The following is a 20,733-nucleotide window of genomic DNA, read 5'->3' as shown; positions in this document are numbered from 1 at the left end:
TACTTCTGACATGGGTTGATCCCGAGCGGGCTGGCGTACGTACTTCAGCCTGCATAGATGGTGAATTCACGAATGGAGATTCACGTGTTGGCCGTCCCGGGGATGTTGTCGTGGCGTCGTTGGCTCTCGGGTGCGGCGATGCTCGTCGTCGCAGCGGTCCTGCTCGATCCACAGGGCGCGCGGGCGGAGCCCGGCGTTCCCGCGCCGCCGAACGGGTTGCTGAGCGACCGCGGCAGAGGCGACCTCTCGGACGCCGACCGCGATTTCGCGACGAAGGTTCGCCTCGCCGGGTTGTGGGAGATTCCCGCGGGCGAGATGGCGCAGCAGAGGTCGGACGACCCCCGGATCCAGTCCATCGGGCGCGAAATCGCGGCTCAGCACCAGATTCTGGACAAGTTCGTACGTGATGCCGCGAAGAAGCTGGACATCGCTCTGCCGGACGAGCCCAACGCGGACCAGCAGGGGTGGCTCGACGAGATGGGCAACGCCGAGGGCACTGACTTCGACAAGATCTACATCGACCGGCTCCGCGCCGCTCACGGCAAGATCTTCCCGGCCATCGCGACGATCCGGGCGAGCACCCGCAACGACACGATCCGCAAACTGGCGCAGCGCACCAACCAGTTCGTGATGACGCATATGACCCTGTTGGAGAGCAGCGGCATCGTGAACTTCGCCGCGCTGCCGACGGCACCGCCGCCTGCAGCTGGTAACGGTGGGTCGGCGAGCGCTGTACGCGTCGCGGCGACAGACAACTCCGAGACCCCATCGCCGATAACCGGCACATCGATGCTACTGATTGTCGCCGCCGTGCTGGTCAGCGTGGCCGGAACGGTGTTCGCGATGCGACGCCTGTCGCAGGCTCCGAGGCGGCGTTACCGACGGCAACAGGGCCGGTACTTCGAGTCCTGATTCGCCTGCCCGGGTCTGCTGGGCTCCGGGCTCGGCGGTCTTGGCCATGCAGGTAGAGGCAGGACGATCTTGGACGCAATCATCCGTCCATGGCTGCACCGTCGGAACCCGGGCCCGGACTGACGGTCACGCCTACGATGTTCGAGTTCTCTCCCTCGCTGGATTTGAGTATCCACGAATCGTGCTTCGTGCGTGAAGCTGCCTGGGAAGGTGAAAAGGGAAGCCGGCCTTCCAAGTCGCCATAACCTACGATGTGCCATTCTCGTCTGGTCGTGCGCGTTCACGCGGGTGACTTGATCGGGAACGGGCGGAGATGGGGGCGAGAGATGTCGGTGCCGGAAGCGGTGAAGCGCTCGGAATCGCGCGTGCGGACGTGGACCTTTCTGACCAACCACGCCCACGTACTGCTGGCCATCGCCCGCGACCCCACCGTGCGCCTGCGCGATGTTGCCGACACGATCGGCATCACCGAACGCGCCGCGCAAGCCATCGTCACGGACCTCGAAACCGACGGATACCTTACTCGTGAGCGCGTCGGGCGCCGCAATCAGTACACCGTTAACGGCGCCGGTCGGTTCCGCCACCCCGCCGAAGCGGACCGGCACATCGGCGACCTGCTCAACCTGTTCACCGACTGATCGGGCAGATACAGCTAGCGGGTGCGCATCCGACTGGGCGGATCAGGCTTGATCTAGTTGCAGGTCCGTTCGAGCGAGCGTTGTCGATCTCACAGATCCGGACGGCGTGCGGCGGGGGCTACCCTTCGCCTCGTCACCCGGGACCACCCGCTGAGCCCGGTCCGGACGACCCTGCACAACTGGACCACGCACGCCTACACCCGGGGTGCCTGCAGCTTCGTCACGCCGGGCGTGGCCAACGCCGCGGCAGCACTCGCGCAACCGGTCGACGGCGTCGTCTTCCTCGCGGGTGAGGCGACCAGCATCACCGACCCCACCACGGTCCCCGGCGCCTACGACACCGGACGGCGGGCGGCTGGAGAAGCACTCCACGTCCTGCCGTTGACCGGCCGGCTGGGCATTGATGAGTCCCACTCGGCGTCAGTCGGCTCATAGCGGCGGACACGCGTCAGAGCATGTCGGACGGGGCTCGTTCGACGACACTGCCTAGCGGTCGGTCCCTGTCCGCCCCGACCGGCCGACTACGGCACGGCGTCGGCCGCGTAGGGTGCCCGCATGTCGCAGCCGTGCCCGTACCTGGACGCCCCGACGCCGTTGGCGTTCGCCCACCGCGGCGGGGCCGCCGCCGGCGACGAGAACACCGCCGAGGCGTTCGCCCGGGCCGTGGCGATGGGCTACCGGTACATCGAGACCGACGTGCACACCACCGCCGACGGGGTGCCGGTGGTGGTGCACGACCCCTCCCTCGCCCGCGTCGCCGGGCAGCCGGCGCGGGTGGCCGCGCTACGCATGGCGGACCTGGCCACCGTACGTGTCGGAGGCGCCGCCGCGGTGCCACGCCTCGAGGAGATCCTGGCCGCGTGGCCCGGCGTACGGTTCAACATCGACGTCAAGGCCGACGGGGCCGAGCAGGCCACCGTGCAGGTGGTGCGCCGCACGGGCGCCGAGCGACGGGTCCTGCTGACCTCGTTCGGCGACGCCCGGCTGGCACGGCTACGCGCCCTGGCCGGCCCGCAGGTGGCCACGTCGCTGGGCATGCGGGAGGTGGCCCGGCTGCGGGTGACGTCACTGACCGGCCTGCCGATGCGGGTGCCGGTGGGGGCGGTGGCCGCGCAGGTGCCGCTGCGCCACGCCGGGGTGCCGGTGGTCGACCGGCGTTTCGTGCGCGCCGCGCACCGGCTCGGCTTGCAGGTACATGTCTGGACGGTAGACGACGCCGCGACCATCCGACGGTTACTGGATCTCGGCGTGGATGGCATCATGACCGATCACCTGGAGGTGCTGCGCGACGTGTACGCCGAGCGCGGGCACTGGCCCGGCTGACCCACCGCCCCTGCCGGCCGCGCCGGCCGTCCGAAGACGAGGACCCCGCATGGCCGCGTCCATCACCGACGCCACCCCGGGCCGCAGCACCCGCGCCGAACGCACCGGCTGGTACTTCTACGACTGGGCGATGTCGGCATTCTCCACCACGGTGATCACCGTGTTCCTGGGTCCGTTCCTCACCAGCGTCGCCGAACAGGCGGCCGGCTGCCCGCTCGGCGCCGACGAATGCGCCGGATCGGTTCATCCGTTGGGCATCTCGGTGGCCGCCGGGTCGTACTTTCCCTATCTGGTGTCGCTGTCGGTGTTCCTGACCGTGTTCGTGCTGCCGATCATGGGGGCGGTCGCCGACCGGTCGCTGCACAAGAAGCGGCTGCTCGCCGTCGCGGCGTACACCGGTGCCGGGGCGACTGTGGCGATGGTGTTCGTCACCGGCGAACGGTACCTGCTGGGCGGGGCGCTGTTCGTGGTGGCGAACATCGCCTTCGGCGCCGCGGTGGTGGTGTACAACTCGTTCCTGCCCCAGCTCGGCGGCCCGAACGAGCGCGACGCCATCTCCAGCCGCGGCTGGGCGCTCGGCTACCTGGGCGGAGGGCTGCTGCTGCTGGGCAACCTGGCCGCGGTCAGCGCGTTCGCCGTGGACGGCGACGCACAGCGCACACTCGACGTGGCCCGCTGGTCGATCGTGTCGGCCGGGCTGTGGTGGGCGCTGTTCACCCTGGTGCCGCTGCGCTGGCTGCGGGAACGTCCGGGCGCGGAGGCCGCCGAGCGGCGCGATAGCGTACTGGTCGACGGGTTCCGGCAGTTGCGAGGCACCATGCGTGCGATGCGGGCGTACCCGCTGACGTTGTTCTTCCTGCTGGCGTTCCTGGTCTACAACGACGGCATCCAGACGGTGATCGCGCTGGCCAGTCAGTACGGCACCGAGGAACTGCGCCTGGACCAGACCACGCTGGTTGTCACGATCCTGCTCGTGCAGTTCCTGGCCTTCGGCGGGGCGCTGCTGCTCGGCGGGCTGGCCGCACGGATCGGGGCGCACAAGACGGTGCTGCTGAGCCTCGTGCTGTGGACGGCGGTGATCGTGGCGGCATTCCGCCTTCCGGCCGAGGCGCCGGTGCCGTTCATGGTGCTCGGCGCGGCGATCGGGCTGGTACTCGGCGGCAGCCAGGCGCTGAGCCGGTCACTGTTCGCCCAGCTGATCCCGGTCGGCAAGGAGGCCGAATACTACGGCTTCTACGAGATCAGCGACAAGGGCACCAGTTGGTTGGGGCCGCTGGCGTTCGGGCTGGTGTTCCAACTCACCGCCAGCTACCGGGTGGGCCTGGTCTCCCTGCTGATCTTCTTCGTGATCGGGTTCACCTTGTTGGCGGCGGTACCGATGCGCCGGGCCATCGTCGCCGCGGGCAACACCCCGCCACGGGTGCTCTGACAGCGCTGTCGACAATGCCCGGATGGGGGCGCGCGCTCCTGACGCCGGAGGCCCACGACCCGGACACGACACCTGATCCCCCACCACCATCGACGCCCGGCCCGACGTCGCACCTCAGTGGGTGCTGCGGGGAAGCAGTCGCGGCGATCGGAGTCGCCAAGACGTACTGCGGCTGATCGGCTGAGCGCGCCACCAAGCCGTACCGTCGTCGCCCGGTTCCGATGGGTCCAGGGCTTCTCGCAGGCACTGGCGGGCCCACCGTCGCGCAGGAGCCGACCTCTGGGTCGAAGGCAGACCGGTGACGCACGTCCGACACGTCCCGCTGTGACAGCAACCAGGCGGTCGACGCGGGCGGGCAGCAGCCTCGAGGGACCACGGCCACCGCCATCGGCCGTGCTCCCGTCGTATCGAACACGTCTCTGCCGCGGCGTCTCGACTGGTCAGTCCAGGGTCGTGGTCAGTGACGTGTCGCGGACCTCGAGGCGGAAGTCGTGGGGGCGCCCACCGACCTGGAACGTGAGTTCGGAGTGGGCGCTGGTCTTCTTCGCGACGAACTGGTACCGGTGCAGGCAGGTGTTCTGGTCCACCGACACCTCTCGGTCGTAGGAGTCCTGGTAGGCGGGCGGTCGGCTGTCTTGCACGCGGACCCGGATGGTGGTGGCGCGATCGGCGGCGGCCGCGAAGGACAGGGCGTAGGACCGGCCCTGGACCAGCGCGATGTCGCTCTTCACGATGATCACGTCGCCCGGGCGTGAGGTGCCCGCGGTGACGTCGGCGCGGAACTGGCGCCCGTCGGTGCTGAGCGCGGCGGCACGGGCTTCGTTGACCCACCAGGAGCCGGCCCGCTGCCCTGCGGGTGGTAGCTGCAGGACGTCCTGGCCCTGGGGCAGTGCCGTCGCTGGCGGCAGGCAGACGTCGGGTGCCTCGGCGCTGGGCTCGGCGACCGCCGTCCGGGTCGCTGCGGACAGCTGGAGGCGGGTCCATCCCAGGGTGCCCGCGATGCCGCCGCCCAGGCCCGCGACGAAGACCACGACCAGCAGCGTCAGCGGACGGCGCGGGGGTGACCGATCCGGCCGTCCGGCACCTGCCGGCTCGGCCAGCCTCTCCGGTGCCGCCACGGCACGCCACAACTCGCGCCACCGGGCCACCTCGGCGTTGAGGGCCGGCTCGTCCAGACCGCTCGCGCTCAGGCAGGCCGTCACGTACGACTCGACGAACTCCAGGCGGGGCAGCCGCGGAAGCCGCTTGCCGGAGAGCACCTCGGAGGTGGTACTCGGTGGTAGCGGTTCCATCCGGTTCTCACCGGGCGTATCGGTGATCCGCTTCTGAGCGATCCGGCTGAGCTGCCGAAACGACGGATCGCCGGCTTGCGTGCGCAGTCGGCGCAGCTCGGCGACGAAATCTTCCGGGGTATGTGCAGCCTGCCCGGCAGACCCAGCGCCGTGAACTGCATTCATCTTTCGGGTCACGGCAGGGACCTTAGTTTATCTTGTCGGTCCTTTGTGGAACGCGGGCTGTTCGCCCGGCACCAACGACGGCGGACTGCTGTCCGGCGCGTTCGACACTGTTCCGGACAGTACGGGCAGGATCCGGACACTACCTGGACGGCGTAGGGGCTGATCCACTGTGGCGGTCTGCATCGGAGCGTCACGTCCCGGTGCGCTGAAAGCGTTGAGAGCAACGCGCATCGGTGTACGTGCGGTTGCGTGACCCACGAACGGGGTGCCATGGCCGCCAGATCACCGTTGTTCGGACGACGAGTGCTGGGCGCGTTCGTCTCGATGTCGCTGGTCGTCAGCGGCGCCGTGCCGCTGCAAGTGGCCAGCGAACTGGAGCGCGGACCGTCGTTGCTCGCGGCGTTGGCGTCGCTGAAGGCACATCTGCGGCCTCCACCGCCGGGGGCGGATCGTCCTCAGCCCCCACTGCCGCAGCAGCGCGACGGAGGGCCGCTGCGCGCCGGTTCAGCCTCGGCTGACGCGACCCGGGTCGGCGGCGGTACCGGGCGGGCTCCGGGCAAGGGCATCGGAGCGCTGCCGCCGCACATACCCGAGCGGCGCCCGGTGAAACAGTCGACGACGCCGCGCACCGTGGCCGGCAAGAGCTTCGATGCGCGTACGAGCACGCTGCTTCCCGAGCGGGGCAGCGCCGCTAGCGAGGTGTACCGCAACCGCGACGGGTCCTACACACGCAAGGTGTTTCCCGAGTCGGTCAACGTCAAGGCCGCGGACGGCTCGTGGCGGCGTTCCGCGAACCCGCGGAAGGATCCCGCGGCGCAGGCGACCTTCGCCGGCAACGTCGCCCCGCAGATCGACGCGCAACATCCGGCCAGCGGCGCAGCCGTGCCCACGCTCACCCCCGAGCTACTGGCCACGGCTAGTGACCCGGACGGCGGACCATCGGCTATCCGGTACTCGTTCACCGTTCATGACGCCGCCGGGGCGGTCGTCGGGCAGTCCGGGGCCATCGCGGCGCGAAACTGGACGGTGCCGGCGGGCGTATTGCGCTGGGGCAAGAGCTACGTCTGGACGGTGACCGCCAGCGACGGCGCGGCCACCAGCAGCTCCCAGCAGCTCAACAGCCTCCTGCCGCGCTTCCCGCAATCGCTGGTTACTACCGATTTGTCGCAGAACGGTGGGCGTGGCTTCGATCCGACCACCCGCAACTTCACCAGGACGGTCACTGACGTCGACGTCCCGACGGTGGGCCCCTCGCTCACGCTGGACCGCTTCTACAACACCCTCGACGTGCGTCGCGACACCGCGTTCGGCGGTGGCTGGTCCAGCGTGCTGGACGCCAAGGCCACCGAGGTCCGCGACCGGGCGGGCAGTTTGCAGGGCGTGGTGGTGACCTACCCGAACGGCCAGGAGGTGGGCTTCGGCCGTAATCCGGACGGCGCATTCCTCGCACCGATCGGCCGGTTCGCCACGCTCACCGCGATCAGCGGCGGGTATCGGCTGGTCGACAAGGACGGCGCCGTCTACACGTTCGGCCTGGGCGCCGGCTCGGCGCAGTACCGGATCACCGCCATCACCGACGCGCAGGGCCGGGTGCTGACGTTGCAGTACGCCGATGGGCGCGCCGAGTCGGTGACGGCAGCGTCCGGCCGGCGGCTGTGGATCGACTGGACGCACACCGGGTCGGGTCGCTGGCACGTGCAGTACGTCAGCACCGAGCGGCTCGACCCTGACGACCCGAAGACCAGCTTCACGCACACCTACCACTACGGCCCGGACGACGAGCTGAGTCAGGTCTGCCCGCCCGGCAACGGCGACAAATGCACGGTCTACCAGCACACTTCCGCCTCGCAATACCCGTCGATCGTGGGCAACGCGGGCCCGCAGTCGTACTGGCGGCTGGCCGAGGCCTCCGGCGCCACGGCGGTCAGCGCGGTCCACACGAACCAGGGCGTCGACAACGCCGGGTACACCGACGTCGGTCTCGGGCAGCCGGGACCGCTGGTCGGCGCGACGGCCACCGCGGCCGGCTTCAACGGCTCCTCGTCGCGGGTGGAACTTCCGGCCGCGCTCGACGCCGCTACCGGCGTGCAATCGGTGGCGCTGTGGTTCAGGGCGAACCCCGGTGACCGGGGGGTCCTGTTCGGCTACTCTGCCGACCCGATCACCCAGGCCACCACCAGCAACCACTACACGCCCGCTCTCTACATCGGCGGTAGCGGACGGCTGCACGGCGGCTTCTGGACCGGAACGACCACCACGATCGCCACCACCGGCGCGGTCAACGACGGTAAGTGGCACCATGTGGCGCTGGTCGCCGGCGGCGGCAAGCAGTGGCTCTACCTCGACGGCGCCGAGGTCGGCACCAAGACCGCGGCGGTGAGCATCGCCGGACTGACCGGCAGCAGCCGGCGCTATCTCGGCGCCGGCTTCAACGGCGGCGGCTGGCCGGACCAGCCGTCGACGGCCCCCGCCCCCAGCTTCTTCAAGGGCTCGCTGGCCGAGGCCGCCCGGTTCGAGCGGCCGCTGACCGCCGACGAGATCGCCACCATGCACCGCGCGGGCACCACCGATTCGCATCCCGTGGTCAAGATCTTGCGCCCGTCCGGGAACGCCACGACGGCGATCGACTACGACCGGGCCGATGGCACGGTCAGCGCGGTCACCGACTCCAACGGCGGTGTGTGGCGGCTGGGCAAGCCCAGCGTCTCGGGCTCCAGCAAGATCTACCAGGCGTCGGTGCTGGCCGCCCGGCCCACCGACTACCTGCGGTTCGCCGAGTCCGGCACCTGGCAGCCGGTCAATCAGGTGATCGGCAACCCGTCCTGGTACAGCTCTGTGGGGCTGGGCCGCAGTGGTGGGCCGCTCGACGATCCGGTCGCCTATTTCGACGGTGAAGCGTCGCACGTCGGTCTCACCGGCGCGAATGTTCCGCAGGCTGGGCCGGTCTCGGTCGGTCTCTGGTTCAAGATGAACGCGGGCGCCAGCACCGGCGGGGTGCTGTACTCCTTCCAGTCCCACGAGATCTGGGACGCCCCGGACAAAGAGGCCGACAATTGGGTGCCGGCGCTCTACGTCGGCGCCGACGGCAAGCTGCGCGGTCAGTTCTGCTACTGCGACGGTGCCACCCCGATCACCACCGGCGGCACCGTCAACGACGGCCAGTGGCACCACGTCGCGCTCGCCGCGGGCGCCGACATGCAGACGCTCTATCTGGACGGCGCCGCGGTCGGCACCGCCAACCGCACGGTCGATGCGTCCACCGCCCTGCACGCCTACGTGGGGGCCGGTACCACGCTGAACTGGCCGTCGCCGGCCGCTGACCGCACCAACGGCTTCTTCCCCGGGCACATCGCCGAGTTCGCCTACTACCGCTCAGAGTTGTCGGCCGCGCAGGCCGCTGGACAGTTCGGCGCCCGCGCCAAGTCGACCGGGCAGCCGGTCAGGACGGTGATCACCACCGACCCGAACGGCAAGTGGCTCACCGACGTCTACGAGCTGCCCGAGGACCGCAAGGTCTCCTCGACCGACGCGCTCGGCAAGACCACCCGATACGGCTACGACACCGGCGGTTTCCTGCGCACGACCACCGACCCCAACGGCCACGTCACCACCGAGGACCACGACGTACGCGGCAATATCGTGTCCTCCACTACCTGCCAGAACCAGGCCGCCGGTAAATGCTCCACCGTCTACTACACCTACTACCCGGACGCCACCTCGACGACGTTGACCCCGGACCCCCGCAACGACGTCCTGCTCACCGTGCGCGACGGACGGTCCTCGTCGGCCACCGACGACCGCTACCTGACGACCTTGACCTACGACGCGAAAGGCAACCGGACGGCGGTCACCGATCCGCTCGGCCGCATCACCCGGATCACGTATTCCGACGGCACCGGCGCGGCGGTCGGCGGTGGCTTGGTCCCGGCCGGGCTCCCCACCGCCGTCACCACGCCGGGCGGCGCCCGCCGCAGCGCGACCTACTACCGGACCGGTGACGTCGCCGCCGTCACCGAGGCCACCGGCAAGGTGACGTCCTACGTCTACGACCGGGCCGGACGCTTGACCGCCGAGACCGCAACCACCTCGAGTTTCCCGGGCGGGCGCACCACCTCCTACGGCTACGACGCGCTGAGCCGCGTGACCGGCAAGACCGAGCCGCCAGTCACCAACAAGGTCACCGGCGTGGTGCACACCGCGTCCACCACCCTGGTCTACGACTCCGACGGCTTCGTCGTCGAGCAGAGCACTGTCGACAAGACCGGCGGCGACGCCCCCCGCACCGTCACATACGCCTACAACGAGCATGGCCAGCACTCCACCGTCACCGACAGCTCCGGCAACCAGACCCGCTACACCTACGACGTGCTCGGCCACATCCTGACCGAGACCGAACCCGACGGCGATGTGACCCGCAACGCCTACGACCTCAACGGGCAGCTGACCAGCACCACGATGGTGGGCTGGACCGGCGACCCGAATCACCCGTCGCCGGCCCGCGACCTGACCATCAGCACCAAGACGTACGACCCGGCCGGCCGGCTCGCCTCGGACGTCGACGCGATGAACTGGGTGACCGCGTACACGTACACCGACAACGGGCTCACTGCCACGATCACCCGCCGCGACCCGGCTACCGGCGCCGCCTTCGTGCAGGAACAGAACACCTACGACCCCAACGGCAACCTGACCTCGCAGAAGACCAACAATGGCGTCACGCTCACCACCCATGCCGTGGACGCCGCCGGGCGCACCACCGCATCGGCCGTGGACCCGGCCGGCGTCAACCGCATCACCCAGTACGAGTACAGCGACGACGACGCGCTGATGGCCACCAACCGCCGGGTCGGCACCGGCCCGGTCAAGGAGCGGATCTCGTACGCGTACGACGCAGCCGGCAACCAGATCTCCGAAGCACTGTGGCTCAAGGGCGCCGACCGGGCCGCCCGCTGGCGGCTCGACGGGCTCACCGACGGCCGGGCCACCGACGACGTCGGCAACGGCGCGCTCACGCCCACCGGCGGGGTCACCTTCTCCGCCGAACGCGGCGGCGCCGCCACGCTCACCGGCACTGACGCCCGGCTGACCAGCGCGGCGACCCCGGTCGACAGCAGCCGCAGCTTCACCGTCGCGGCCTGGGTGAAGCTGGACGCGACCGGCCGGACCCGCCAGGCGGTCAGCGCGGACGGCGGCAAGCAGAGCCCGTTCCAGCTGCGCTACGACGCCACCATCAACCGGTGGCAGTTCATCACCAGCCAGTTCGACTCCAGCGCGCCGACCGCGATTGCGTCCACCTCCACCTCGACGGCGGCCACCGGCACCTGGACCCACCTGGCCGGCGTCTACGACGCGAGCAGCGCCACCATGCGGCTCTACGTCAACGGCGCGCCGGAGGACACCGACACCGGTGCCCACCCGTTCGCCTCCTCCGGCGGGCTCACCGTGGGAGCCGGCCGGTGGAACGGCACCGTCACAGACTTCTGGCAGGGCCAGATCGACGACGTCCAGCTCTATCAGAAGGCCCTGACCGCTGCCGAGGTCACCGCCGCCCGCGACGGCGACGGCCCCGGCGGCGACGCCCGGGTGATCCGTACCTCCTACCGGGTGGACGAGGGCGGGCTGGTGCGTGCCGCCACCGACCCGAACGGCGACACCACCGACTACACCTACGACGAGGCGGATCGGCTCACCGTCGTGGCCGCCCCGGCCGTGCAGACCGAAACCGGTGGCGGCGCACCGGTTCGCACCCGGCCCACCACCACCACCGGCTACAACACGTTCGGCAACGCCGTCGAGGAGAAGAACCCGGCCGGCCTGATCACCGCACACACCTACGACAACGCCGACCGGGTGACCACGACCCGGCTGCCGAACTACACCGCACCCGGCGCCGACACCCCGGTGACGCCGCAGCTCACCCGTACCTATGACAAACTCGGCCAGCTGCGCACCGTGACCGACGCACTCAACCAGACCACCTCCTACGCCTACGACCAGCTCGGCCGGGTCGCATCCCGCACCGAACCGGGTGAGCGGGTCACCCGGCACACCTACGACCTGCTCGGCGACCGGCTTTCCACCACCACACCCGGCGGCAGCGTCACCGCCGCGACCTACGACTACCTCGGTCACGTCCTCACCAGCACCGCGGCGGTCCGGCAGGACGGCGCCGCACACACCACCACCTACAGCTACAACGCCGGCGGCTGGGCCGCCGCGGTGAAGTCGCCGGCCGGCGTCACCTCCTCGCAAACCCACAACGCCGTCGGGCAGGTCGTCACCAGCACCGACGCCGCGGGCAGCGTCACCAAGCTGTACTACGACGAACTCGGCCGCCAGGACGTCACGACCCTGCCCAACGGCACCGAGACGGGTGTCCTCTTCGACGCCGCCAGCCGCCCGGTCAAGACGTGGGAACTCTCCGCCACCGGCAAATACCTGGCCGACACCTTCACCGAGTACGACCTGGCAGGCCAGAGCACCGCGTCGGTCGACGAGCGGGGCACCCGCACCACCTTCACCTACGACGCCGCCGGGCAGCTCACCGCCGAACGCCAGCCGATGTCGGCCACCCAGGCCATCCAGACCAGCTTCGGCTACGACGTGCTCGGCAACCGCACCCGCTACACCAACGGGCGCGGACACGCGTTCGTCGCCACCTACAACAGCCTGAACCTGCCCGAGTCGGTGATCGAGCCGGTCACCAGCCGCTTCACCCACCCGGCCGACCGCACCTTCACCCGCAGCTACGACGCGGCCGGTCAGCTGGTCGGCGAACGCGCGCCGGGCAACGTCAACACCGCCTTCCAGTACGACCCGGCCGGCAACCTGATTCGGCAGAGCGGCACCGGCGCCGAGGTCGCCACCACCGACCGGGTCTTCGGCTATGACGCCGACAACCGGATGACCTCCGCCTCCGCGCCAGGCGGCACCAACACTTTCACCTACGACGACCGTGGCCTGCTGCGCACCACCACCGGCCCGTCCGGCGACGCCACCTTCGCCTACAACCCCGACGGCAAACCCATCTCACGTGCCGACACCGCCGGCACCACCTCCTACACCTACGACGTCGCCGGCCGCCTCGGCACGCTGGCCAACACCCAAGCGGGACTGTCCGCGACGTACGGCTACAACGCGCTGTCGCAGCCCACCGCCATCCGCTACGCCGGCGGCAACACCCGCACCTTCGAGTACGACGCCTTCCGCCGCCTCTCCCGCGACCAGATGCACACCCCCGCCGGCGCAGAGGTCGCCGCCATCGACTACCTGTACGACGTCGCCGGCAACGTGACCGACAAAACCACCACCGGCTTCGGCCGCACCACCACGGAAAACGCATACACCTACGACCTCGCCGACCAGCTCACCTCCTGGGACAACGGCGTCACCGAGGTGGCGTACGAGTACGACGCCGCCGGCAACCGCACCAGGATCGGCGACCGCACCCTCAGCTACGACGCCCGTGACCAGCTCCTGTCCTCCAGCGACGGCACCCAATACGCGTACACCGCCCGCGGCAACCTGGCCGAGACCGTCAAAGCGGGCGCTACCACGCGTACCCACGCCGACGCCTTCGGGCAGATCATCGACCAGCAGGCCGCCAACGGGCAGACCCAGGCGTACGGCTACGACGCCCTCGGCCGGGTCATGCGCGCCGGCTTCAGCTACTCCGGGCTGGGGAACACCCTCGCCTCCGACGGCGTCTCCGGCTACCTCCGCGACCCCGCCGACGACCTGTTCGGCACCGTCACCGCCGGCACGGCCCGGTACTCCTGGACCGACCAACACAGCGACCAGGTCGGCCAGTTCACGGGCACCGGTACCACCCTGACCGGCTCCACCACCTACGACCCGCTCGGGAAGGTCCTCAACAGCAGCACCATGAGCGGCTCCCTCGGCTACCAGCAAGAGTGGACCGACAGCGGCACCGGCCGCGTCAACATGCTCGCCCGCTGGTACAACCCGGACACCGGCCAGTTCGACAGCCGCGACTCGGTTGCCAACAGCCCCGTGCCCAACCCCATCTCGGCGAACCGCTTCGCCTACGCCGACAACTCACCACTGCTCACCACCGACCCGACCGGGCACTGGCCGAAGTTCGTCAAGCGGGCGTTCAAGGCGGTCACGAAGGTCTTCAAGCCGATAGTCAAGCCGGTCCTCAAGGCCGCCGTGAGGGTCAAAGCCACAGTGACCCAGGCGGTCAGCCAGGCCAAGCAGCAGGCCCAGCGAGTGTTCAGGGCGGCCGTCCGGGCCGGAGTGGTCGTGGTCGCCAACGCCACCCGGAAGGTGGTGAAAGCCACCGCTCGGATACGCGACGCAAAAGTCCCAGCGACCAGGCAAGGGACGGCGTCGATGAGCAGCGGCCGCTGCATCTTCGGCCCACTCTGCAGCGGGAGTCCGGAGCGGAGCCTCGTGGGTCCCCACAAAGACCCGGACACCGACGGCGACGGCGAGGTGACCGCTGGTGACTGGGTGGCGGACGTATTTCCCGACTGCCAGTATTGCGGCCCGCTGGGGGAATTCACGGGCAACCTCGTCGACGCCGCCGTCGAAATCACCGGCGCGGGGGATCTCCACCGATGCCTCCACGACCACGACATCTCCTCATGCGCCTGGAGCGTGGTCAACCTCGCTCTCACGGCAGTGCCCGCGCTCGGCATCTTCACCCGGGCCGGAAAGCTTCTTAAGCGCGGCTACAAGGCGCTCCGCGCCGGCCGTCCCGCCGAACGCGCGGCCGAAGTGGGGCGCGACGCCGAACGGGCCGGCCGGGTCACCTCCGCCGGGAAGCCCGCCGCCACCACGGGCGGCCCCGACCGTCCCCTTCCCCGCGGCCAGGACCCGTCCCCGGCGAAGGCCGCCCCGCCGAGACATTCCACTCCCGGTGCCGACCCACCGAGCGGCCGGACCAACTCGAGCGCCGGCAGCTCCTGTGGTGCCTGCGAGACCGATGCAGAGATCAAGAAATCGCTGACGACGATCGGGAAAGAGCGCATCAAAGCCGTCAAGGCTTCCCTCGATGACGATCAAGTGCTACCGGGCGCATTCAGCGTCGGTCGAGATCGAACGACGGGGATCGTTTACTACGGTGAGAGTGGACCCGCGGTAGGGCTGCATCCTGACGTTACCGGTCTGCTGCCGAGTAAGTCCCTGCATGCGGGAGGCCGCCCGCCGGGAGTTTGTGCCGAGGTGCGGATGTGCAGTAATGCCCGTGCCGACGGGGCCGACCTTGCCAATCTTGATATGATCACGCTGAACCCCAAGGGTGATAAGTTTCCAATGTGTCTAAACTGTGCATCCTGGGTTCCAGGCGCAGTGAATAAGGTGCTCACAGGATGACAAACGAATCGGCATCTCCCCGCGAGGCAGCGTTGAAGCGGATAGTCAGACCGCCGGCACGGATTCACTTCGGCCATGTTGACTCAGAGAGTGCGTGCCGGAAGTACGAGGCGGCCGGCTACGCAGTAACCCCTTGGCTATTAGAGTTCGTCAATCGGTACGGAGAGATAACGGTGTCATGGCCCGCGACCTATGGTGGCGATGACAACGAGCTCACCACGACTGTCGAAGATGCTCTCGAAGCACCGATCCGGAACATTCGGATCTACTCCAAGCGGCTGGGTCGTCCGTTGCTGCCTGTGGGTATGGTCTTCATGACGGAAGAGCGTGTCTTGTTGGCAGAAAACGGCGAAATACTTTTCGGCGGCGACGCCGGTCTGCAGAAGGTGGCAAACGGCTTCGAGGAAACGGTGCAAGCGCTGCTCGCCGACGATTGGGACAAAACCTTCTTCTAGAGATCAACGAAGGCGCGGATTGCGTCTTGCAGCGAGATCGGCCTGGTAGCGGGTATGGCGGGGGGCGCCGGGCCGCGCACAACGCCTCAACACCGGCATCAAAGAGCTAGCCGACGCCGTACTCGCCACAACCGCCCGCATCCGCGCCGTCGACGCCACCCGTCCCCGACCTCACCACGACCCTGTTCAAAAGCGGCTCGCCACCACGGCAGAGGCCGCCCACCACCGTGTCACCGACTCGCCGGACCCAGAACACTACCCGGCAGAGCCGGACACCGATCCAACGCTCAGCTGAGCGCCCCGGGCAGATCTTCGCCACTCCAGCGCATCAGGAAGCCCTTCAGTGGCGGTGGCTCCATCCCACGTGCGCCTGCTGCGCTGCCACAGATATGAACACCTCGCCCAAGGCCCCGACGCACTGAGCGGCCAGGGCAGCAATGGCCGGGCGTCGGGAGGTACTGCGCCGGTCCCCTCAGGCGGGGTCGGCCACGACCCGGTTGCGGCCGCTGCGCTTGGCCGCGTACAGATTCCGGTCCGCCGCGGCGAGCAATGCCGACGGCGTGCTGGCGCCGTCCGCCACGGTCGTGACGCCGATGCTGGCGGTGACCGGCAGGTCGCCGGTGATCGGGCGCCACGCGTGCCCGGCGATCGAGCGGCGCAGCCGCTCGCAGCGCCGCACCGACTCGTCGGCGTCGACACCGGGCAGGACCAGGACGAACTCCTCGCCTACCGCAGCGAGCGCTCGTCGCCGCAGGCACCGTCGGCGGCGGACCGAGCCGATTGTTCCTCTGTGGACCCCCTCCAGGGCAAGGGATACCAGCCGGATCAGAACGCATTCTCGGACTGGGCCCGGTCCGGGACGGACGCCCTGACAGCGATGGCGTGAGACCATCATGCGCCCGCGATACCGGAAACCTTTTCCAGCGTCGCGCTGCTCGACGATCAGCAGGAGCAGCTCACCGGACCGTCGCTCAACGCGCGCCCAATTCGCTGGCCAGGGCTTTGGCCTCGGCCTGGGTCAGACGAGTGGCGATCACTGCGCTGCCGCCGGTAATTCGTTCCTCGACCGTCGGATTGCTGAGCATGCGCATGCCCATGACAATGGCGAGCTGATTGCGGGGCTGGGGTAGAACGCTCAGACGCCCGGTCAGGTCGGCGAACCGGGCGGCGTCCTGGCTCGCGAAAGTCACCGCCACCGTCCAATCGTTTCCCTGGTCCGTCTCGTCGCGCACCCGCACTTGCTCCAGTTGCCGCACCGCGAACCCGCCGTCGGCCGACACTCGCGTGCATTCGCTGCCGCCGAACGCGGTGTACTCCAGCGCTGACGGGGAGGCACCGGTGGAGGCGGTGGCCCCCGTCGCTGACGTACCCCCCGGGACAGGCGTCGATGCCGGACCCGACCCGCACGGGCCCTGCCTGACGTCCTGCACCAGGTAGAAATTCAGCGGCATTCCGGCCGCCTCCGGCTTGGCCGACTGGTCATCCCGCCACGGATGGACCAGCAGCACTGCCGCTCCTATCGCCACCGCAACCGCGGCACCCACCCAGACCCACACCCGCGCCGGCCGGCGCCGCGCGGTGCGTGCCGGGCCCGGCCGGGCCGGCTCGGACCCGGGCCGCACGGTGCCCGGTTCGCGCGCCCCGACGGCAGCGGAGCGTGCCGACGCGCGCCGCGCGACCAACAGCCCCGGTGCGCCGATAATGCTCAACAAACCGCCCACCAAGCCCAGCCACGGGACCTTCCCGATCAGGCCTACCGCGGTCCCCGCGGCTCCGATGAGTACGACCACTCTCCATACCTGCACACCGCTGCCATTTCCGGACTGCGCCATGCCATCTCCCCACTTCGTCATCGGTCCGTCAACGGCGCCCGCGAACGAGGCCGCTACTGCTGAACTGCTGAACCACGTCGTCGCCGGCGACGCGCTCCTCGTCTTTACTTCATTCGACGAGTCGCACCTGCGGCCGTGTCCTACGCCAACAAGGCGGCGAGGCGGCGCACAGCAGGGTTGGTGGAATTCGTCTGGTAGGCGAGGGCGGTGTCCACTGTGGGGACAGGGGCGGCGAACCGGCGTAGGCGTACCCCCGGCATGGTCAACGCCCGGGCGCGGCCCGCCGGCACCGCCGCGATCACCTTGCCCCCGGCCACGGCCAGCAGCAGTTGTTCGTCGTCGGGCTCGTGGTGAACCAGACGGAAGCCGCCGTGCGGCCAGACCTGCGCGATGATGCGGTCGTACATTCCAGGGCCGTTCTCGCGTGGCCACATCACCGCCGGTTCATCCACGATGTCGCTGCGCTGGATGCGTCGACACGCGGCCAGGCGATGCCGCTGCGGCACGGCCAACAGCAGCTCCTCGCGGTCGACGTGCCGACAGGTCAGCGTGGGCTCCTCGATCGGGGTGCGCACGAACGCCACGTCGTAGCGCCCGACGAGCAGGCCGGCCACATTCGGTGCTGTCCAAGCCGTTTCCGCGACGAGCTCGACCTGCGGATACATCTCCCGGAACCGGGCGATCAAAGCATCGACCCGGCCCCCGCGCGCCGACCGGGTGTACGCCAGCCGCAGGCGCCCATCGAGCCCGCCGACAGCCGCCCTGATCCGGGCGGCACCCGCGTCGGCGTCGGCCAGCAGGCGCTGCGCCTCGGCGGCGACGAGGTGGCCCACCTCGGTCAGGGTGCAACCGCGGGCGTCGCGGCGCACGAGTTCGGCACCGAGCTGGCGTTCCAGCGCCCGGACCTGCTGGCTCAGCGCCGGTTGAGTCAGGTGCAGGCGGGCGGCGGCCCGGGTGAAGTGCAGTTCCTCGGCGAGGACCCGGAACGACCGCAGCCGGTCCAAATCTGCTCCGGTCATCCGCTCGTCAGCCATGCACCGACCCTATCCGCGCAGGTGGACCGCCGTGATAGCCGCTTCTTATGGGCAGTACGGCACCAGTTATTGGCCACGCAGGACGGGCCCTGCGCACGATGCGCCCATGACAGATGTGACGGTATTGGGCGGCGGGATCATCGGAATGACCGCGGCGATCCGGCTTCAGCAACGTGGGGCGCGGGTGACGGTCGTCTGTGCCGCCGACACCCTGGAGACGGTGTCGGCGGTCGCGGCTGCGGTCTGGTACCCGACCCACACCGATCCGGAACCTCGGGTGCAACGGTGGGTCGAGCGAAGCTACGCCGAGTTCCTGCGGCAGGCCGAGGCCGGGGTGCCAGGGGTGCTGCTGCGGCGTACCCGGATGCTGGTACGCGCCGCTCTGCCCTGGTGGGCGCCGCCGGATGCGACGATCTCGGCGCACGAGCTGCGCTTCACCGCACCACTGACCGAGATGGACCTGTACCTCCCGTGGTTGCGCGACCGGATCGTCTCGTCGGGTGGCCGCTTCGTGCGACGCCACGTCGAGGACCCGTCGGAACTCCTCGGGCAGTCGACGGTGGTGGTCAACGCCACCGGTCTGGCCGCGACCGATCCCGACGTCTATCCCGTACGCGGCCAACTCGTCCTGGTCGCCAATCCCGGCCTCGACGAGTCGGTGCGCGACGAAGACAACCCGGCGGGTATCACCTACGTCCACCCGCGTCGCCATGACACCGTCCTCGGTGGCACCTTCGAGCCGCACCGTACCGGCCTGGAGGCCGACCCGCGGGAACGGGCGGCGATCATCGACCGGTGCACGGCCGTGGTCCCCCAACTGCGCGGAGCGCGGGTGCTCGGCGACCGGGTCGGGCTGCGCCCCGCCCGCCGCGGCGGACCGCGGGTCGAGGCGGTCGACAGCCCGCAAGGGCGCATCGTGTACGCCTACGGACACGGAGGCGCAGGCATGACCATGTCGTGGGGCTGCGCCGACGATGTCGCCGATCTGGTCCTCGGCTGATCCCTATTCGGACCGTTCGTTGGCGACCCCCCAGCAGGGTCCGTCTTGCTCCGCGTCAGGGGGTCGTTGCCGTCCGGCCTGTCTGTGTCGAGCCCGCGTGGCGGTCGTATTCGCGTCGTTGTTGGGTGCTCTGGCGTATGTGGTCAGCGTGGTGAGAGACGGTGCTGACTTGTTGCGCGAGGGTGCCGTGGTGCGCTTGCAGGTGTTCTTGCATGGCGGCGAGCAGGGGCAGGAGCGTGGTGGGGTCGGCGGTGCCCAGAGCGTGGTGCAGCTGGTCGATGCCGGCCTGGGCCTGGGGGCCCAGGTTGGTGAGGGCGGTGACCTGGCCGGCGAGTTGACGTAGGTCGGCGCTGTTGGCGCGGGCCCATTCGGCGACGGCGCGGGTGCCGGCGCGGCGGTCGCGTTCGGCGGTGACGCGCTGGTCAGCGGTGACGCTGGCCTCATCCCGGTCGGTACGGCGGATTCGCAGGTAGCGGCGTTCAGCGGCCTGCCGGCTGGTCACCCCCATCGCGGGAGCCAGGTCGGCCCAGCTGGCCCCCGCCGCGCGGGCGGCGGCAATGAGCTCGGGTTCGCAAGCATTCAGGCGCTCCCGTAGGCGGCGCAGCGTGATCAGCGCCGCCAGCGCCACCTCGCGGTTCGGGGGCTCGGCCGCGCTGGTGGCGGCCATGATCTGGGCCAAGCCGGTCTGGCCGTCGTCGTGCTCCGACTCGCCCACACGCCACCCCGTCATCACTTCGTTGACGTCCTTCTTGTCGTCTTTCCGACGACATGGTAAAACGGTTGATAAGCGCATTGGCAACCCGTAGTAGCCGAACTTCGGAGGTAGAGCAATGTTGATGCGCACCGACCCGTTCCAGGAAATGGACCGGTTGACCCGGCAGCTGTTCGGCGATCCCCGGCCCGGCACGTGGTCACGGCCGGTCGCGATGCCGATAGACGCCTACCGCACCGACAACGAGTACATCGTGGCCTTCGACCTGCCCGGCGTGGCACCCGAGAGTATCGACGTCAACATCGAACGCAACGTGTTGACCGTCAAGGCCGAGCGGCGCCCCTTGGAGTTCGGCGGCGACGCGCAGGTTTAAGCGTCCGAGCGGCCTCTCGGGGTGTTCTCCCGGCAACTGATCCTCAGTGACGTGCTCGACAGCGAGCGCATTCAGGCCGGTTACGACAACGGCGTGCTGGTGGTGCGGATCCCCGTGGTGGAGAAGGCGAAACCGCGCAAGGTGAAGGTCGCCGTCCACGCCGGCGAGCAGGCCGCGATCAATGCCTGACCGGAGCACTCCTCTGGTCGAGTGAACTCTGCAGGAGGCT

13 protein-coding genes and 1 pseudogene are annotated in these 20,733 nt (G+C 69.5%); 9 read left to right on the top strand and 5 right to left on the bottom strand.

Features of this window, described 5'->3' with window-relative positions:
* Positions 1–57 precede the first annotated feature (57 nt).
* The 5 genes from AB0M36_RS08165 to AB0M36_RS08145 all read left to right on the top strand — a co-directional run bounded on the left by AB0M36_RS08165 (position 58) and on the right by AB0M36_RS08145 (position 4,302).
* Positions 58–912, top strand: a complete 855-nt coding sequence (locus AB0M36_RS08165) for a DUF4142 domain-containing protein (RefSeq protein ID WP_364154168.1) — start codon at positions 58–60, stop codon at positions 910–912.
* Positions 913–1,238: 326 nt separating this feature from the next.
* Positions 1,239–1,550 carry a MarR family transcriptional regulator gene (locus tag AB0M36_RS08160; protein WP_364154165.1) on the top strand — a complete coding sequence of 104 codons (312 nt, stop codon included), beginning with the start codon at positions 1,239–1,241 and terminating at the stop codon, positions 1,548–1,550.
* Between the two features lie 57 nt (positions 1,551–1,607).
* The gene (locus AB0M36_RS08155) at positions 1,608–1,985 is read left to right on the top strand and encodes an FAD-dependent oxidoreductase (RefSeq protein ID WP_364154162.1); all 378 of its coding nucleotides are present in this window, start codon (positions 1,608–1,610) and stop codon (positions 1,983–1,985) included.
* A 120-nt stretch (positions 1,986–2,105) separates the two neighbouring features.
* A complete protein-coding gene (locus AB0M36_RS08150) occupies positions 2,106–2,873 on the top strand; it encodes a glycerophosphodiester phosphodiesterase family protein (RefSeq protein WP_364154159.1) in 768 nt (255 codons plus the stop codon).
* Between the two features lie 49 nt (positions 2,874–2,922).
* Positions 2,923–4,302, top strand: a complete 1,380-nt coding sequence (locus tag AB0M36_RS08145) for an MFS transporter (protein ID WP_364154156.1) — start codon at positions 2,923–2,925, stop codon at positions 4,300–4,302.
* 440 nt (positions 4,303–4,742) lie between these two features.
* On the opposite strand, the gene AB0M36_RS08140 is transcribed toward AB0M36_RS08145, so the two are convergent.
* Entirely contained in the window at positions 4,743–5,771 is a 1,029-nt protein-coding gene (locus AB0M36_RS08140; protein ID WP_364154153.1) for a carbohydrate binding domain-containing protein, read from the bottom strand.
* Between the two features lie 258 nt (positions 5,772–6,029).
* On the opposite strand from AB0M36_RS08140, the gene AB0M36_RS08135 reads away from it, so the two are divergent.
* The gene (locus tag AB0M36_RS08135) at positions 6,030–15,098 is read left to right on the top strand and encodes a LamG-like jellyroll fold domain-containing protein (RefSeq protein ID WP_364154150.1); all 9,069 of its coding nucleotides are present in this window, start codon (positions 6,030–6,032) and stop codon (positions 15,096–15,098) included.
* On the top strand, positions 15,095–15,553 hold the full coding sequence (locus AB0M36_RS08130; RefSeq protein WP_364154148.1) for an SUKH-3 domain-containing protein: 459 nt from the start codon (positions 15,095–15,097) through the stop codon (positions 15,551–15,553). Before AB0M36_RS08135 ends, AB0M36_RS08130 begins: the two co-directional genes overlap by 4 nt.
* A gap of 472 nt (positions 15,554–16,025) precedes the next feature.
* Here the strand turns inward: AB0M36_RS08130 and AB0M36_RS08125 are convergent, their stop codons facing one another.
* The 3 genes from AB0M36_RS08125 to AB0M36_RS08115 form a co-directional block, all read right to left on the bottom strand.
* Entirely contained in the window at positions 16,026–16,448 is a 423-nt protein-coding gene (locus AB0M36_RS08125) for a GGDEF domain-containing protein (protein WP_364154145.1), read from the bottom strand.
* Between the two features lie 76 nt (positions 16,449–16,524).
* Positions 16,525–17,385, bottom strand: coding sequence for a hypothetical protein (locus tag AB0M36_RS08120; RefSeq protein WP_364154142.1), 861 nt, complete (start codon positions 17,383–17,385; stop codon positions 16,525–16,527).
* Between the two features lie 140 nt (positions 17,386–17,525).
* Positions 17,526–18,419: a LysR family transcriptional regulator gene (locus AB0M36_RS08115; RefSeq protein WP_364154140.1), complete on the bottom strand. Its 894-nt coding sequence runs from the start codon at positions 18,417–18,419 to the stop codon at positions 17,526–17,528.
* A 106-nt stretch (positions 18,420–18,525) separates the two neighbouring features.
* On the opposite strand from AB0M36_RS08115, the gene AB0M36_RS08110 reads away from it, so the two are divergent.
* Positions 18,526–19,419: an FAD-dependent oxidoreductase gene (locus AB0M36_RS08110; protein ID WP_364154137.1), complete on the top strand. Its 894-nt coding sequence runs from the start codon at positions 18,526–18,528 to the stop codon at positions 19,417–19,419.
* A 55-nt stretch (positions 19,420–19,474) separates the two neighbouring features.
* Here AB0M36_RS08110 and AB0M36_RS08105 read toward each other — a convergent pair whose 3' ends face one another.
* Positions 19,475–20,263: a hypothetical protein gene (locus tag AB0M36_RS08105; RefSeq protein WP_364154135.1), complete on the bottom strand. Its 789-nt coding sequence runs from the start codon at positions 20,261–20,263 to the stop codon at positions 19,475–19,477.
* On the opposite strand from AB0M36_RS08105, the pseudogene AB0M36_RS08100 reads away from it, so the two are divergent.
* Positions 20,250–20,693, top strand: a pseudogene (locus tag AB0M36_RS08100) (Hsp20/alpha crystallin family protein). The gene AB0M36_RS08105 and the pseudogene AB0M36_RS08100 sit on opposite strands and share 14 nt — an antisense overlap.
* The last annotated feature ends 40 nt before the right edge of the window (positions 20,694–20,733 follow it).

The sequence above is a fragment of the Actinoplanes sp. NPDC051346 genome, from assembly GCF_040682215.1.
Lineage (GTDB): Bacteria > Actinomycetota > Actinomycetes > Mycobacteriales > Micromonosporaceae > Actinoplanes.
Note: the sequence above shows the minus strand (reverse complement) of the source record. Positions and strands in the feature narration are given on the sequence as shown.

Bases quoted from the DNA above. Each gene is read 5' to 3' on its own strand.
- AB0M36_RS08165 (WP_364154168.1), top strand. From the start codon at position 58: ATGGTGAATTCACGAATGGAGATTCACGTGTTGGCCGTCCCGGGGATG.
- AB0M36_RS08135 (WP_364154150.1), top strand. From the start codon at position 6,030: ATGGCCGCCAGATCACCGTTGTTCGGACGACGAGTGCTGGGCGCGTTC.
- AB0M36_RS08160 (WP_364154165.1), top strand. From the start codon at position 1,239: ATGTCGGTGCCGGAAGCGGTGAAGCGCTCGGAATCGCGCGTGCGGACG.
- AB0M36_RS08120 (WP_364154142.1), bottom strand. From the start codon at position 17,385: ATGGCGCAGTCCGGAAATGGCAGCGGTGTGCAGGTATGGAGAGTGGTC.
- AB0M36_RS08145 (WP_364154156.1), top strand. From the start codon at position 2,923: ATGGCCGCGTCCATCACCGACGCCACCCCGGGCCGCAGCACCCGCGCC.
- AB0M36_RS08115 (WP_364154140.1), bottom strand. From the start codon at position 18,419: ATGGCTGACGAGCGGATGACCGGAGCAGATTTGGACCGGCTGCGGTCG.
- AB0M36_RS08125 (WP_364154145.1), bottom strand. From the start codon at position 16,448: ATGATGGTCTCACGCCATCGCTGTCAGGGCGTCCGTCCCGGACCGGGC.
- AB0M36_RS08110 (WP_364154137.1), top strand. From the start codon at position 18,526: ATGACAGATGTGACGGTATTGGGCGGCGGGATCATCGGAATGACCGCG.
- AB0M36_RS08130 (WP_364154148.1), top strand. From the start codon at position 15,095: ATGACAAACGAATCGGCATCTCCCCGCGAGGCAGCGTTGAAGCGGATA.
- AB0M36_RS08150 (WP_364154159.1), top strand. From the start codon at position 2,106: ATGTCGCAGCCGTGCCCGTACCTGGACGCCCCGACGCCGTTGGCGTTC.